Origin of the sequence: Micromonospora sp. NPDC049048, assembly GCF_043197615.1 — a bacterium.
In the GTDB taxonomy this organism is placed as follows: Bacteria; Actinomycetota; Actinomycetes; order Mycobacteriales; family Micromonosporaceae; genus Micromonospora.
Genome location: NZ_JBICTM010000010.1, coordinates 179944 through 194773 on the forward strand (window position 1 = coordinate 179944; position 14830 = coordinate 194773).

Below are 14830 nucleotides of genomic sequence, written 5' to 3' on the forward strand. Positions count from 1 at the left end.
CGGCCCGCCGGGGCGGAGCACGGCCCGCCGGGCGGATGCCCGTGAGCGCGTGGTCCCCCCTCGCGGCGATCGTCATCTTCACGGTCGCCTTCATCTTCATCGCCACCGAGAAGATCAACCGGGTGGCGGTGGTGCTGGGCGCCGCCGGGCTGATGGCCGCGCTCGGGCTGGTGCCCGGATCGGACGTGTTCTACTCGCACCACGCCGGCATCGACTGGGACGTTATCTTCCTGCTCCTCGGCATGATGGTCATCGTCGGGGTGATCAAGCAGACCGGCCTGTTCGAGGCCATGGCGATCTGGGCCGCGCAGCGCTCGCGGGGACGGCCGTACCGGCTGATGGTGCTGCTGGTCGCGATCACCGGTATCGCCTCGCCGGTCCTGGACAACGTCACCACGGTCATGCTGGTCGCGCCGATCACCATCTCGGTGTGCCGCCGGCTGGGCATCCCCGCCGCGCCGTACCTGATCGCCGAGGTGCTCGCCGCCAACATCGGCGGCGCGGCCACCCTCATCGGCGACCCGCCCAACATCATCATCGGTAGCCGGGCCGGCCTGAGTTTCAACGACTTCCTGTGGCACATGGCCCCGATCACGGTGCTGATGTTCCTGGCGTTCCTGGTGCTGGCGCGGGTCATGTTCCGCCGCGCGTTCGTGCACAGTCCGGAGCGGTTCGAGGCCGTACGCGACATGGACGCCCGTGCCGCCGTCACCGACCCGGCGATGCTGATTCGCTGCCTGGTCGTGCTCGGCCTGGTGATCGTCGCCTTCACGCTCCACACGGTGATCCACATCGACGTGGCCGTCGTCGCGCTGCTCGGCGCCGGGCTGATGGTCCTGGTGACCCGGGCGGACAGGTCGGCCTATCTGGGCGAGGTGGAGTGGCCGACGCTGGTGTTCTTCACCGGTCTGTTCGTGATGGTGGCCGGCCTGACCGAGACCGGGGTGATCAACCGGATCGGCGAGTGGGCCAGCGACGCGGTCGGCGACGACTACTTCGCGGCGGCGACGGGCCTGGTCTTCGGCTCGGCGGTGCTCGGCGCGTTCTTCGACAACATCCCCTACGCGGCGACCATGGCGCCGATCGTGGAGGGCCTGGTGGCGGGGGCCCCGGACCCGACCACCGGCCAGGCGTTGTGGTGGTCGTTCGCGCTGGGCGCCGACCTGAGTGGAAACGGCACGGCCGTGGCGGCCAGCGCCAACATCGTCGTGCTCGGTATCGCCGCCCGCGCCAAGGAGCCCATCAGCTTCTGGCAGTTCACCCGCTACGGCATCGTCACCACGGTCATGACCACGCTGATCGCCTGGGTGTACGTGTGGCTGCGCTACTTCGCCTAGCCGCCCGCGGGGCACGACGGGGTCGCCGCCCGGGTGGGCGGCGCGTGGTCGCCCGCCCCGGTCCGCCGCGGCGGCGCCCGTGGACCGCCGCCCCGAGCACCTGGCCCGGCCTGGCCGGCCGGGCCGCATCACCACACGACAGGAGGCAATGATGCAGATAGAACGAGTGCCGCTGCCCGGCATCGGCGTCGGCTACACCCTGCACACCGGCGAGGGACAGGTGATCGGGGTCGTCTGCCACCGTGGCGGCCGACGCGACATCGTCGTCTACGCGCCCGGGGACCCGGACACCGTGGAGCGGTCGGTGACCCTCAGCCCGGCCGAGGCGCAGGAGATGGCCGAGCTGCTGCACCCCATCGCGACCATCGACCACGTCACGCACCTCGAGCGGCACCGGGAGGCGATCAGCGTCGCCGAACTGCCGGTCCCGGCCGCGTCGCCGTACGACGGTCGGCCCCTGGCCGAGGCCGTCGCGCGTGCCCGGGGGGTCAGTGTCATCGCCGTCGTCCGGGACGGGCGGACGCTCAGCGCACCGGGGCTCGACCACGTCCTCGCCCACGGCGACGTCCTGATCGTCGCCGGGGACCAGCCGGGCATCGGCGAGCTGAGCAACGCCCTGGTCCACACCGACCCGTAGGCCACGCCCCGGCACCCACCGCGCGCGGCGTCAGCCGCGGCGGCGGGCCCGGGCCGCCCAGATGACGTACGCGGGGTCGCGGTCGAGGTTGTGCCGGTCGCGGTCGTAGCGGCGGGTGGTGCGCGGGTCGGCGTGGCCCATCGCGTCCTGCACGTCCTCCAGGGGCACGCCCTCGGCGCGGGCGGTGGTGGCGAACGCGTGCCGCAGCGAGTGCGGCGACAACCTCGCCCAGGCGGGGATGCCGGCCGTCCGGGCCAGCCGGCGCACCAGCCGGAACATCGCGTGCCGGTCGAGCCGGGCCCCGCTGGCGGTGACCAGCAGCGGGCCGGTCAGCTCGTGCACCGCCACGCCCTGCGCGGCGGCCCGCTGGGCGAGGTAGGCGTCGACCGCGTACGCGGTGCCGGGGGTCATGGCGCGGCGGCGGTGCTTGCCACCCTTGCCGACGAACCGCACACTGCGGTGGCCCCGCTCGGCGCCGAGGTCGGCCATGTCGAGTGAGACCAGCTCCCCCACGCGCAGCCCGAGGTCGGCCAGCAGGGCGATCGCGGCCCGGTTGCGGGCGGCGGTCGGCCCGGTGTCGGCCTCGGCGGCGGCGAGCAGGGCGTCGACCTCCTCGGGGGTGAGCCCCACCGTCGCCGAGTGGTCCCGGTCGATGCGGGGGCGGTCGGCGCCGGCCACCGGGTTGGCGTCGACCGCCCGCAGCTTGACGAGGAAGTCGTACCAGCTGGACAGGGCGGAGAGCCGGCGGGCGACGGTGGCCGGGGTGAGTGGCTTGCCGGTACGCGCGGCGAGCGTGGCCTCCAGTTCGCGGGCGTACTCGTTGACGTGCAGGAAGTTCGCCTGCAACGGGTCCAGTTCGCGCGCGGCGCACCAGGCGAGCCAGCCGGCGACGTCACGCCGGTACGCGTCGCGGGTGTGCTCGGACAGTCGCCGGTTGCGCAGCCACGCCTCGGTGAAGTCGACGGGCCCCCCGGGCAGGGCCAGCGGGGTGGGTCGGCTTGGCCGCGCCGGAGCGTTCGGGGAGAACATGTGAAAAAGGTTCTCAGCTTGGGCTCGGGAACGGGCGGAGGCGCGCCCTACGCGATCGTGGCCGCTGCCGGGGTGCCGCCACCGTCCAGACGTGGGGGGGGGGGGGGGGGCGCCCCCGCCCGCCCCCCCCCCCCCCCCCCCCGGGGGGGGGGGGGGGGGGGGGGGGGGGGGGGGGGGGGCGGGGGGGGGGGGCCGGGGGGGGGGGCCCCCCCCCCCCCCGGGGGGCCCGGGGGGGGGGGGCCCCCCCCGCCCCGGGGGGGGGGGGGGGGGGGGCCCCCCCCGCCCGCCCCCCCCCCGCCCACGACGGATCAGGCGTTGATCTCCTTGCGGCCGTTGCCGGTGGCCGTGATGGTGACCCGGCGGGGCTTGGCCCGCTCCGCGACGGGGATCCGCAGGGTCAGCACCCCGTTGTCGTAGCCGGCCTCGAGCTTGTCGGTGTCGAGGGTGTCGCCGAGGAACAGTCGCCGGGTGAAGGTGCCCATCGGGCGTTCGGCGGCGACGATCTCGACGTTGTCACCGACCGGCCGGCGCCGCTCGGCGCGTACGGTCAGCACGTTGCGCTCGACCGTGCAGTCGATGCTGTCCGGGTCGACGCCGGGCAGGTCGAACGCCGCGTAGAACCAGTCGCCGTCGCGGTAGGCGTCCAGGGGCATCACCGCGGGGCGCGCGGCGGTGCCGAAGAACTGCTCGGTGATCCGGTCGATCTCACGGAACGGGTCGGTACGCATCAGCATGGCTCTGCCTCCTCGGTTCTCCTGGCCGAAGGTCCCTCTAGTTGAGTCGAGGCGACTCAACTTCCTCTTCAGTATTTAGCGCGTTCCGGCCGCGTCGTCAACTCGGGCCGGCGCCCGGCGTCGTACGCCGGATCCGGTATGGACCCTCAGCCGCCGATGCGCCAGTAGACGCCCTGCTCCCGGGCCATCAACTGCTCGTCGACCAGATACCGGCGCAGCGCCACGTGATCGGTGCCGCCGTCCTCGCACCACCGCCGCAACACCTCGTCGACCGCCCGCTCCGGATAGCGCACCCCCGGCTCGAAAGACCGCGCCACGTGCGCCAGCACCACCCGCCGCCGGCCGCGCTGCGCCGGCAGGCCGACCAGCCTGTCGGCACGCACGAAGGTACGCAGCACGCGGTCCGTGGCGTCCCCGGCCGGGTGGGGCGCGGACGGCGTACGGGCCGCCTCGCGCAGGTGGTCGGTGTCCACCCGCAGGTCACCATCGCCACCGGTCACCAGGCCCGCGTCGACGAGCCGACGCAGCGCGGTGACCACCTGCCGCGTCGGCAGGCCCGCCCGAGCGGCCACCGCCGGGGCGTCGGTGCCGCCCAGCACGATCGCCGCGAAGACCTTCCGCCGTACGTCGTCGGCGAGCGCACCCGCCAGAGCCTGTGCCGTCATGCGGCCCACCCTGCCAGCGTGGGTACGCGGGCCGCACGCCATTTCCCCGCCCCGGCACCGGACACGCCCGCGCGCCCGCCGGACGCGTGTCCGGTGCCGGACAACCACCGCACGACGGGACAGTGTGGCCCGTCGGCGCGGGCGATGATGGGCAGGTGGCAGAACCCGTCGCCGAACGCGCCGCGCCGGAGCAGCGGCCTGCGACGCCCACGGCCCCCGCCGCTCCCGGTCCCCGAGCCACCGGCCCGTGGATGGTGGCCGCCACGACGACGGCCGTGCTGCTCCTGTTCGCCGGCCGCTACGGCCACCACCGCGACGAGCTGTACTTCCTGCTCTGCGGCCGGCACCTCGACTGGGGCTACGTCGACCAGGGCCCCCTGGTGCCGGCGCTGGCCCGGCTGGCCGACACGATCGCCCCGGGCAGCCTGGTGGCGCTGCGTACCCCGTCGGCGGTGCTCGGCGGCGCGGCGGTCCTGCTGGTCGCCGCGATCGCCCGCGAGTTCGGCGCCAGGCGCGGCACGCAGACCTGGGCCGCCGTCCTCGCCGCCACCGCCGGCATCGTGCTCGCCGGCGGGCACCTGCTCAGCACCACCACCGTCGACCTGCTGGTCTGGCTGACGGCCGCGTTCTGCGCGGTGCGGCTGCTGCGCACCGCCGACAGCAGGTGGGCCCTCGGCGTCGGGCTCGCGCTCGGCGTCGGGATGCTCAACAAGCTGCTGCCGGCACTGCTCGCCGTGGGCCTGCTGGCCGGCATCACCATCGCCGGACCGCGACGACTGCTGCGCGACCGGTGGGTGCTCGTGGCCGCCGCGGTCTTCCTGCTGCTCGCCGCGCCGAGCCTGATCTGGCAGGCGACACACGACTTCCCGCAACTGTCGGTGGCCGCCGCGATCGCCGACGGCGACAGCTCCTACAGCGGTCGGCTCGACGCGCTCGTCCTCCAGTTCGTCATCATCAGCCCCTTCACCGTCCCGATCTGGGTCGCGGGGCTGGTGGCGCTGCTGCGGCGGCCGGCATGGCGCGCCTGGCGGCCCCTCGGATGGGCCTGGCTGGTGGTGCTCGGCATCGTGCTGCTCACCGGCGGCAAGGGCTACTACGACGCCCCGCTGCTGCTGGTGCTCACCGCCGCCGGAGCCGTCATCGCCGCAGGCTGGGCGTCGCGCGGTCGCGCGGACGCCCGCCGGGGACTGCTGCTGGTCGGCGCCGTGCTCACCGCCGCCAGCAACACGGTGCTGCTCCTGCCCGTGGTGCCGCCCGACCGGCTCCCCGGCTTCGTCGTCGCCGCCAACTACGACGCCGGCGAGACCATCGGCTGGCCCGCCTTCGCCGACTCGCTCGCCGCCGTCCACCGCGCGCTGCCCCCCGACCAGCGGCAACGCGCCGTGATCCTCACCGGCAACTACGGCGAGGCCGGCGCCGTGGCACGGTACGGGCCCGCACGTGGACTGCCGCGCGCGTACTCCGGCCACAACAGCATGGCCGACTTCGGCCGGCCCCCGCAGGACGCCGACGTGGTGATCGCGGTCGGGTTCGCGCGGCCGGACCGGCTACGGGGCTGGTTCACCGAGGTCACCCTCGCCGGACGGGTGGACCAACGCGTCACCGTCGACAACGACGAGAACGGTGGCCCGATCTGGCTCTGCCGCGGCCTGCGACGTCCGTGGTCCCAGATCTGGGACACCGAGGTACGCCACCGGGGCTGACCGCCCCTCCCGACTGCGTGCACGGACCCGGCCTGCGCACGACGCCACCCGGTACGGCAGAGTGACACCGTCGAGGGCAGGCCGAGGGAGGGCGGTGCGCGTGGAGGGTCCGACCGGGGTGGTGTTCCCCACGACCGGCGCGGGGCGCAGTACGTCCGCGCTCGGGCGGGCGGTCGTCGCCGACGCCCTGCGCGCCGTCGATCCGGTCGGGGCGCGCTCGGCGGAACACGAGACGAACTGGCGGCACGGATACCTCGGACACTTCCGCCGCCTCGTCGAGGCCGGGCTGCTCTCCCACGACGCCGCGGTGACGATCGCCCGCGACGGGCTCGCCTCGCTGCACCGCCGGATGACCGTGCTCGGCGCGGACGGCACCGAGATCGCGCTCGGCGACGTGTTCGACACGCCCACCGGGACCGAGCCGCTGCACACGGCGACCATCGACGGCACCGGCGAGGTCGACCGCGAGTTCTCCCTGCCGTACCGGGGGCAGCGACTGCGCGGCGACGACCTGCGCCGCCGGCTCGACGCCTGGGTGTCCGCCGGCGTCATCGAGCCGTCCTGCGCCGAGGCGGTAGGCACCGTCATGGCCAACCCGGACTGGCTCGACCTGCGCGACCAGCGCATCGTGGTGCTCGGCGCGGGCGCGGAGATGGGCCCGCTGCCGTCGGTGCTGCGCTGGGGCGGCGACGTCGTCGCCGTCGACCTGCCCCGCCCGGAGATCTGGCGGCGCCTGCTGCACACCACGCGCCGCCACGGCGGCCGGCTGCACCTGCCCGTCCCCGCCGGTACCCGCCCCGACGACGACGCGTTGGTCGCCCGCGCCGGCGCCGACCTGCTGCACAACCTTCCGCAGGTCGCCGACTGGCTGCTCGGCCTCGACGGCCGGCTCGTGCTCGGCAACTACGTCTACGCCGACGGCGCGACCAACGTCCGGGTCGCCACGGCGGTCGACGCGCTCACCCTCCGGTTGCAGCAGCGCCGCGACGACGTGGCACTCGCGTTCCTGGCCACCCCCACCGACGTGTTCGCCGTACCCGGCGACGCGGTGCGCCACGCCGAGCGGGGCTACGCGGCGCGTGGCGTCGTCCGCCGGTCGCTGCGGGTCGCCTCCGGCGGCAGGCTCCTGCACCGCAACTACCCGCCGGGCGTCGACCCGGGCGTCAACGACAGCCTCGTGCCCCAGCAGGGCCCCAACTACGCGCTGGCGAAACGGCTGCAACGGTGGCGGGCGACCGTGGCCCGCGACGCGGGGGCGACCGTGTCGTTCACCGTCGCCCCGCCCACCCGGACCCGCTCGGTGCTGCGCAACCGGGCACTGGCCGCCGCGTACGCCGGTGCGCACCGCTTCGGCATCGAGGTGTTCGACCCGGCGACCAGCAACACGCTGATGGCCGCGCTGCTGGTGCACCACCTGCGTACGGGCGGCCCGACGCTGGCGCACCCGTGGCAAGACGAGGCGTACGGCGCCGCGCACGGCGGACTGTGGCGGGTGCCGTACGCCCCGCGCAGCGCCCTGGGCCTCGCCGTCCTGCTCGGTCTCGGCGGCGCGCGGAGCTGACCCGCTCCGCCCCCGCGCCCGTCTGGGGACGCTCAGCCCAGCTGGAGCCGGTCGGCCAGGCCGGCTCGGGTGAAGGCGTCGACCACCTCGTCGCGTCCCTCGGTGAAGTGGGACCAACTGTCCACGTGCACCGGCACGACCCGCCGCGCGCCCAGGATGCGGGCCGCCTCGACGGCCTGGGCGCTGTCGAGGGTGAGCAACGCGCCGTCGAACATGGGGGTACGCACGGCCCCGGCGAACAGCACGGCGGTGTCGACCGGTCCGAAGCGCTCGGCGATCTGCCCGACCAGTTCCAGCGAGGCGTTGTCGCCGCTGACGTAGACCGTCGGCAGGTCCCCGGCGGACAGGACGAACCCGACGACCTCGCCGGTGAACGGCTCGCAGCCCTGCGGGCCGTGCCGCGCGGGCACAGCCGTCACCGTGACGGTGCCGCCGCCGGGACGCTCCAGCTCGACGGACTCCCAGGGCGCCAGGCCCCGGGCGCTGCCGCCGAGGCGGCCCGCGCCGCTGGGAGTCGTGATGGTGAGGGCGACCTCGGCGAGCAGGGCTCGGCCGGCGTGGTCGAGATTGTCGGGGTGCTGGTCGTGTGACAGCAGCACCGCGTCGACGGCACCGAGGTCGGCTGGGCTGGCGGCGGCGGGCGCCGTCTTGGTGAGGACCATGCCGGGACCGAGGGGGTAGTCGCCCGGGGCGTCGAAGGTCGGGTCGGTCAGGAACCGGAGGCCGCCGTACTCGATGAGGGCGGTGGGGCCGCCGAAGACGCGGACGGGGACGGTCGTCGAATGGGTGTCGGTCACCGAGGTTCCTCACGATAGATGAACGCCTTTACGTGCGGACGCTATCGCGGCAGACACACTCCGACGCCCATCCCTGCCCCACGGCCAGACCGTCGTCAGGTCAACCTCGATCACCCTCGGCGCCGGATCACCGAGAAGCGTTGAGAACGGACGGACGAGCCACCCCGCTGTCGCGATCGCTGCACGAAGCCCATAACAGTCATTATGGTGTCCGCACGATTCGCACCTTTCGTCCAGGCTAGTTGATGGATTGCCATTACCGGTAATCCGATAATCGGCGAGAGGCGGCTTGGACGCTTGGGCGCTCCGCTGTGACGTGTCGCCCATGCTCGGGGTCAGCGGAATCCGGTAGCCGATACCTACAGTCGGGTCATGGGTAACGACAACGGCGTGCGGGTCTGGCTCCGCAGGCATGGAGCCGGGCAGACCGCTGCATCACGGACTCTCATCCCCGGTGCGCTGCGGGTCCTGCGGCCGTGACACCAGAACCAGTGGCAGAGCCACGGCCGACAGCACGCACCTCCGGTCGCGTACGCGTACGCGCCCTCTACCCCGGCAGCTTCGATCCCTTCACTGCCGGGCACCTGAATGTGGTGAGCCGGGCACGCGACCTCTTCGACGAGGTGATCGTGCTCGTCGCGGTCAACAGCGTCAAGCATCCGGGCGCCGACGCAGAGGAGCGGGCGGCCGCTGTCCGGGCCGTCCTGCCGGTCGAGTGGACCTCCGTCACCGTTGCGGCCTGGAGCGAGTTGACCTCCACCTACTGCCGCCGCCACGAAGTCGGAGTGATCGTCCGCGGCGTGCGTAACGCCACCGACCTTGAGGCCGAGAACCAGCTCGCCGCGATGAACCAGTCGCTGGGTGTCCCCACGGTACTTCTGCCTGCGCAGCCCGAACTGGCCTCGGTGTCGTCGACTGCGGTACGCCTGCTGCGGACGTGACATCCGTGGGATCCGGGGGTTGAGAATCCGTCGGCGGGCAACGATCCTGCCGTCGATGGCGAGCTATCCGGGCCGTTGGCCGGTCCTACGAGGCGCGTGGAACAGGCATGAATCGGGTGCTGGCAGTCTGCGCCGTTGACAACGCCGCCTCAGTGAAGACGATCGAGGGTCACCGCCGCACACCTGTTCATCACCCTGCTGCGACACGACCCACAAGCGGCTGCGCCGGCCTGACCCTCTACAAGGCCATCCGTGAGCTGCAGCACCTACTCGCGACCTAGCGGCGGCACGACCGCATCCCAGGCGGCGATCGCGGCCTCGGCGATGGCGGTCAGCGTTTCACCGGTCGCGCCGTCGCGGGCCCGCACGGCCATGCCGAGCGACACCGCGTAGACGTACTCGGCGACCGCGGCGGTGTCGGTACCGGGCGGCACGTCGCCGTCACGGATGCCGCGGTCGAGCCGCCGGGCGATGTCGTCCACATCGGAGCGCCGGGTCTCGGCCAGGAACGCGCCGATGTCGTCGTGCCCGGCGCCGAGGGTGGTACCACCGAGCGCCACCAGGCATCCGGTCGGCCGGTCGGCATCGACGTAGGCGCGGGCATGGTGCCGCAGCAGCGCCGCCACCCCGGCGCGGGCGGTGGGCGCGTCCCACAACGCGGCCTGCGGGCCGGCGCCCTCGATCTCGTTGTACAGCGCCACGGCTTCCCGGAACAGCGCCGCCTTGCTGCCGAACGTGGCGTAGAGGCTCGGCGGGCGGATGCCCATCGCGGCGGTGAGGTCGGCCATGCTGGCGCCTTCGTACCCGTGCCGCCAGAAGACCTCCATCGCCCGTCGCAGGGCGGTGGCCCGGTCGAACGCGCGGGGTCTGCCGCGTGGATTGGCCGCCATCCTCACCGTCCGATCGCTTCAGCCTTCGACGGCTTTGAGCCCCGCGATCCCGACGGCGATCAGCGCGATGAACACCAGCCGCGGCGCCGTGAGACTCTCACCGAAGCCGACGATACCGACGCTCGCCACCCCGACCGCGCCGATCCCCACCCAGACGGCGTACGCGGTGCCGACCGGCAGGTCCCGCAACGCGATCGACAGCAGCACGAAGCTCACCAGCGCGGTCGAGCAGGCGAGCAGCGTCGGCCAGAGCCGGGTGAAACCATTGGTGTGCTTGAGCGCTGTCGCCCACACGATCTCGAGTAACCCCGCGATGACGAGCACCACCCAGCTCATGCGATCGCCCCGCTTCGCGGCGCGATGCGTTCGCGGGCACTGAGCTGATGATTCACTCGCTGACGCTCGCTCATGCCGCGAACCCGCCGTCGACGGCGAGCGCGGCCCCGGTGATGTAGCTGCCCCCGGGTCCGGCCAGGTGGGTGACGGTGCGGGCGATCTCGTCGGCGTCGGCGTACCGGCCGAGCGCGATGAAGGTCCGCTCGGCGTCGGCGCCGTCGGCGTCCGCCGGGTTCATCTCGGTGTCGGTGGACCCGGGATGGACGGTTGTGACGGCGATCCCGCGCGGCCCCAGATCCCGCGCCAGGCCTTTGGTGAGGCCCACAAGCGCGGTCTTGGTCATGCTGTACAGGGTCACGCCCTCGTACGGAACCCGGTCGGCGAAACAGCTTCCGATGTTGATGATGCGTCCACCGTGTCGCATGTGCCGCGCGGCGGACTGGGCGGCCACGAACGGCGCGCGGACGTTCACCGCGAGCGCGTGGTCGAGGTCGGTGCCGGACACGGCGTCGATCGGTCCGCTCGGGAAGACACCGGCGTTGTTCACCAGGATGTCGAGGCCGCCGAGCGTCGCCGCCACGTGATCCACCGCCGCACGGACCGCGGCGGCGTCGGCACTGTCGACCGCGAGCGCGAGGCCGCGGCGCCCGAGGCCCGTGATGTGCCGGACCGTCTGCTGCGCGCGGTCCGCCGCGCGCAGATAGGTGACGGCGACGTCGGCACCTTCCGCCGCCAGCCGACGCGCGACCGCCGCCCCGATTCCGCGGCTACCACCGGTGACCAGCGCGACCTTCCCCGCGAGCGGACTCATGACAACTCCAATTTTGTAGTGGTCGCTACAATAATTGGACCGTAGCCGACCACCTGCGACTAAGGCGAGGGTGACGTTCGTCACGGGCGATGACCGGCGTGCCGCGCGGGCACTACCACCTGCACGCCTCGATCGAGACCGGCGACCGCACTGACCGGGTCACCGCGCCCCGACTCACGGTAACGGGCGACACCGCGGTCACCCTCGTATGACCCGAGTTGAGGACGAGGCCGAGCGCGCCGAGCTGGTCTTCGACCGGGTCGACCATGGTCAGCAGGTGCAGGGTCTCGGCGATCCGGCCATACGCGGCCAGGGCTTGGCCGAGCGGGGTGGGATGCCCGTCGCGGGCGGGCATCCGCAGCAGGTCGTAGGCGCGGACTCAGGGAGCCGGCCACCCGCAGGATGTCCGGCCAGCGGGTCACGATCCGGTCTAGTGCCGGGTTGTTCAGCACCGCACGGCCGGCCGGGCGCGCGAGGCTCAGGACGCGGCCTGCCGCGACCGGTGGTTGGCGTGCTTGCGGGCCGCGAAGGCGTACGCCTCGGCCAGCAGGTGCCGCACCGTGTCCCGGGTCGCCTCGCCGGGGTTCACCACGCACACCCAGTGCTGCGGCGCGTAGACCGGGTGCGGCAGCACGCTGTCCGTCACCGTGTGGTCGACGTCGCCGTCGGACCCCTGCGCAAACAGCGCCGCGTACGCCGCACGGGTCAACCCGATGTTGAGCCGCCACACATCCGGCCTGTCCAGCGCGGAGGCGTCGTCGTAGTGGTCGCCGGTGACGATCGTCGCGAACGGCAGCTGCCGTTCGGCCGGCAGGTCCCGGTCCGGGTCGTAGATGTAGAACAGGTCTCCGTTCGCTTCGAGGGTCTCCACCCCGTCGAAGGTGTCGCGGATGTAGTGCTTCATGTCCTCGATGTCCATGCCTCAAGTTTTTCATTGAAGTGCTTCCTGAGACTTGTGACCATTTTGTCGCTTTCTTGCCCGGTGAACCCTCAAGTCGGGGTGCAGCCGTCCGCGGTCCTGCGCCCGGCACGTCGTCCGACGCCGGGTGCCGGCACGGATTCAGCCCGCACCGGCACGCCACGGCGCCGGGCACGGCTCCGCCCGCAGCCCGAACAGGGTCACGGGCGGAGCCGCCTGCCGTCAGGCGGTGCCGTCGAGGACGGGGATCAGCTGCTCCTCCTCGTACGTCAGGTGGGCCTCCAGCTCGGTGGTGAGCTGCTCGACCTCCCGGCGGGCCTCGGCGGGGTCGGCGTCGGGGTCGCCGACGACCTGCCGCAGGCGTTCGACGAGTGCCGCGATGCGGCGGTGTTCCTCGCGCAGCCGCGCCAGCGCCGGGCCGAGGTCGGGCCGCTGGCTCTCCAGGCCGGCGAACATGCCGTCGTCCTCGTTGCGGTGATGGTGGTGCAGGCCGTGACAGAAGGTCAGGCAGTTGACCCGCAGCTGCGTGCCCAGGCCCGGGCCGCAGCGGGCGACCTCGTCGCGGATCAGCGCCAGCTCCCGACGGAACGCGTCGTGGACCAGCTTGAGCGCCGCGCCCCAGGAGGCCGCCTCCGGTGGGCCGCCGGCCCCCTGGTGCAACGCCACCACGGGGATCACCCGCGAGGTCTTCGCCTGGTACGCGGCCCAGCCCGGGTCGGCCTCCACGGCACGGGCGAAGATCTCGTCGCGTTCGGCGCCGGTCAGCACGACCGCGCGGGCCTGGTAGGTGAAGACCCCGTCCTCGACGGTGACGTGCGGGTCGGCGAGGAGATTGTGGTACCAGTCGGGGTGCTTCGGGCTGCCGCCGGCCGAGGCGATGACGAGGATGCGTCCCTCGTCGGGCAGGTAGCCGACGGGGGTGGTGTGCGGGCTGCCGGAGCGGGCCCCGGTGGTGGTCAGCAGGATCAGGCGGGCTCCCGCGAAGGGGCCGCCGACCCGGCCGGAGTTGGCGCGGAACTCGTCGATGATCTGCTGGTTGAAGTCGTTGGGCAATGCTCTGCTCTCTGCTCGGGCAGGAGGGTGCGGCCACAGTGGATCGCCCGCCCGGCGACCGGTGGCGGCGAGGATGCGGATACGCCGACGTACGACGCGGCGTGGGCGGCGGAAGAGTGTGCGGCGCGGCGCGCGCGACGGTGGACGTGGCGGCGGCACCGGTGGGTGGCGGGGATCGGCGGGCCGCGCGCCCGCCCCCGGCTCACCTGACGGCCGGGTGCCCTGTCCGCTCGTGGCCCATGGCCGACCCGGCAGTCACGCGTCCGACCCTAGGGGCGACGACGGTGGCGGGGCAAGCGCAATCCGGTTGCGGCAGCCGTGCCTCGGTGACACGGTCGGCAGATGTCCGCGCTGACCGGAGTCGACGTGCACCACGCGGTACGCGAGATGACCGCCGTTCTCGGCCCGCACACGGTGCGGGACTGGAGTGTGCCCGCCGGCGGGTTGGAGTGGAGCTGCTGGGCCACCGCCGCGCACGTCGCGCACGACCTGTTGGCGTACGCCGGCCAGGTCAGCGGGCGGCCCGACGACGGTTACCTGCCGTTCGACCTGGTCGTCTCCCCCGCCGCCGGGCCGGCCGAGGTGCTGCGCGTCGTGGTCGCCTGCGGTGGCCTGCTGCGGGCTGCCGTCGACGCGGCCGCGCCGCAGACGCGGGCGTGGCACTACGGTCCCTGCGACCCGGCGGGCTTCGCGGCGATGGGGGTGGCGGAGGTCCTGCTGCACACCGACGACATCGCCCGTGGTCTCGGGGTGCCCTGGCAGCCGCCGCAGCAGCTCAGCGCGGCCGTGGTGCGCCGGCTCTTCCCGGACGCGCCCGCCGGGCCCGCGCCGCAGGTGCTGCGGTGGCTGACCGGTCGCGGGAAGCTGCCCGGTCGCGCCCGGCGCACGTCCTGGTCGTGGCGGGCGGCGGTGGACTGACCGGGTCTACGCCGCCCGACGGCGCCAGGGCGCTCGCCAGCGCCGCCTGCGTGGTGGGGTCGGCGGTGCGGGGGGTGGGGTCGCGGCTGCCGTGGTCACCGCCCGCTCGGCCCGCCAGCGGCGGATCACGTCGTCGGTGTTGACCGGGCGCACCGCGACCCGGGGGCCGGTGGGCGTACGCAGCCAGGAGAGGATCTGGGCGTTGAGGTCGGCCACGAACGCGCGCACGGCCGCCTCGGTCGGCAGGTCCCGGACCTCGTCGGGCACCTGCTCGACGCGGCGGCGCAGTTGCAGTGGCGTCGGCAGCAGCAGGTCGGTGGGGAGTTTCTCCCGCTCCAGGAAGCTCTTGATCCACCACGACTCGTCGTAGGGCTCCCCTCGGCCGGGGATCGGCTTGCCCGCGCCGGGCAGGTTGTCGAACTCGCCCTGCTCCTGCGCGGCGCGGATGCGCGCCTCGACGGTCGCCTCCCAGCTGTCCACCTGCCGGCACCTCCCCCGA

16 protein-coding genes and 1 pseudogene are annotated in these 14830 nt (G+C 73.5%); 6 read left to right on the top strand and 11 right to left on the bottom strand.

Annotated elements, in window-relative coordinates; translation table 11 throughout:
- Positions 1-35: 35 nt before the first annotated feature.
- Positions 36-1337 carry an SLC13 family permease gene (locus tag ACGFIG_RS27620; protein WP_393007744.1) on the top strand — a complete coding sequence of 434 codons (1302 nt, stop codon included), beginning with the start codon at positions 36-38 and terminating at the stop codon, positions 1335-1337.
- Positions 1338-1488: 151 nt separating this feature from the next.
- Positions 1489-1974, top strand: a complete 486-nt coding sequence (locus ACGFIG_RS27625; protein WP_393007746.1) for a cation:proton antiporter regulatory subunit — start codon at positions 1489-1491, stop codon at positions 1972-1974.
- Between the two features lie 30 nt (positions 1975-2004).
- Here ACGFIG_RS27625 and ACGFIG_RS27630 read toward each other — a convergent pair whose 3' ends face one another.
- The 3 genes from ACGFIG_RS27630 to ACGFIG_RS27640 all read right to left on the bottom strand — a co-directional run bounded on the left by ACGFIG_RS27630 (position 2005) and on the right by ACGFIG_RS27640 (position 4402).
- Positions 2005-3003 carry a tyrosine-type recombinase/integrase gene (locus ACGFIG_RS27630; protein ID WP_393007748.1) on the bottom strand — a complete coding sequence of 333 codons (999 nt, stop codon included), beginning with the start codon at positions 3001-3003 and terminating at the stop codon, positions 2005-2007.
- Between the two features lie 308 nt (positions 3004-3311).
- Entirely contained in the window at positions 3312-3737 is a 426-nt protein-coding gene (locus tag ACGFIG_RS27635; RefSeq protein ID WP_393007750.1) for an Hsp20/alpha crystallin family protein, read from the bottom strand.
- A gap of 146 nt (positions 3738-3883) precedes the next feature.
- On the bottom strand, positions 3884-4402 hold the full coding sequence (locus ACGFIG_RS27640; RefSeq protein ID WP_393007752.1) for a DUF2087 domain-containing protein: 519 nt from the start codon (positions 4400-4402) through the stop codon (positions 3884-3886).
- Positions 4403-4557: 155 nt separating this feature from the next.
- Between ACGFIG_RS27640 and ACGFIG_RS27645 the strand changes: the two genes are divergently transcribed.
- Both ACGFIG_RS27645 and ACGFIG_RS27650 read left to right on the top strand, forming a co-directional pair.
- Entirely contained in the window at positions 4558-6105 is a 1548-nt protein-coding gene (locus tag ACGFIG_RS27645) for an ArnT family glycosyltransferase (RefSeq protein ID WP_393007754.1), read from the top strand.
- A 100-nt stretch (positions 6106-6205) separates the two neighbouring features.
- On the top strand, positions 6206-7666 hold the full coding sequence (locus tag ACGFIG_RS27650; protein ID WP_393007756.1) for a hypothetical protein: 1461 nt from the start codon (positions 6206-6208) through the stop codon (positions 7664-7666).
- A gap of 32 nt (positions 7667-7698) precedes the next feature.
- Here ACGFIG_RS27650 and ACGFIG_RS27655 read toward each other — a convergent pair whose 3' ends face one another.
- The gene (locus ACGFIG_RS27655; RefSeq protein ID WP_393007758.1) at positions 7699-8463 is read right to left on the bottom strand and encodes an MBL fold metallo-hydrolase; all 765 of its coding nucleotides are present in this window, start codon (positions 8461-8463) and stop codon (positions 7699-7701) included.
- A gap of 491 nt (positions 8464-8954) precedes the next feature.
- On the opposite strand from ACGFIG_RS27655, the gene coaD reads away from it, so the two are divergent.
- The gene (gene coaD / locus ACGFIG_RS27660) at positions 8955-9404 is read left to right on the top strand and encodes a pantetheine-phosphate adenylyltransferase (protein WP_393007760.1); all 450 of its coding nucleotides are present in this window, start codon (positions 8955-8957) and stop codon (positions 9402-9404) included.
- Positions 9405-9670: 266 nt separating this feature from the next.
- On the opposite strand, the gene ACGFIG_RS27665 is transcribed toward coaD, so the two are convergent.
- The 6 genes and pseudogenes from ACGFIG_RS27665 to ACGFIG_RS27690 form a co-directional block, all read right to left on the bottom strand.
- The gene (locus ACGFIG_RS27665; protein ID WP_393007762.1) at positions 9671-10294 is read right to left on the bottom strand and encodes a TetR/AcrR family transcriptional regulator; all 624 of its coding nucleotides are present in this window, start codon (positions 10292-10294) and stop codon (positions 9671-9673) included.
- Positions 10295-10312: 18 nt separating this feature from the next.
- Positions 10313-10630 carry a DMT family transporter gene (locus ACGFIG_RS27670; protein ID WP_393007764.1) on the bottom strand — a complete coding sequence of 106 codons (318 nt, stop codon included), beginning with the start codon at positions 10628-10630 and terminating at the stop codon, positions 10313-10315.
- 70 nt (positions 10631-10700) lie between these two features.
- Positions 10701-11441, bottom strand: coding sequence for an SDR family NAD(P)-dependent oxidoreductase (locus ACGFIG_RS27675; RefSeq protein ID WP_393007968.1), 741 nt, complete (start codon positions 11439-11441; stop codon positions 10701-10703).
- A 163-nt stretch (positions 11442-11604) separates the two neighbouring features.
- Positions 11605-11887 (bottom strand): annotated as a pseudogene (locus tag ACGFIG_RS27680) (Tn3 family transposase); the annotation flags it as partial.
- A gap of 32 nt (positions 11888-11919) precedes the next feature.
- Positions 11920-12360 (bottom strand): DUF6194 family protein, encoded by a 441-nt coding sequence (locus tag ACGFIG_RS27685; RefSeq protein ID WP_393007766.1) that lies wholly within the window; start codon positions 12358-12360, stop codon positions 11920-11922.
- 222 nt (positions 12361-12582) lie between these two features.
- Entirely contained in the window at positions 12583-13413 is an 831-nt protein-coding gene (locus tag ACGFIG_RS27690) for a nitroreductase/quinone reductase family protein (protein WP_393007768.1), read from the bottom strand.
- A gap of 342 nt (positions 13414-13755) precedes the next feature.
- Between ACGFIG_RS27690 and ACGFIG_RS27695 the strand changes: the two genes are divergently transcribed.
- Positions 13756-14331, top strand: a complete 576-nt coding sequence (locus tag ACGFIG_RS27695; RefSeq protein WP_393007770.1) for a hypothetical protein — start codon at positions 13756-13758, stop codon at positions 14329-14331.
- A gap of 6 nt (positions 14332-14337) precedes the next feature.
- Here the strand turns inward: ACGFIG_RS27695 and ACGFIG_RS27700 are convergent, their stop codons facing one another.
- A complete protein-coding gene (locus ACGFIG_RS27700) occupies positions 14338-14811 on the bottom strand; it encodes a DUF1992 domain-containing protein (RefSeq protein ID WP_393007772.1) in 474 nt (157 codons plus the stop codon).
- Positions 14812-14830 lie beyond the last annotated feature (19 nt).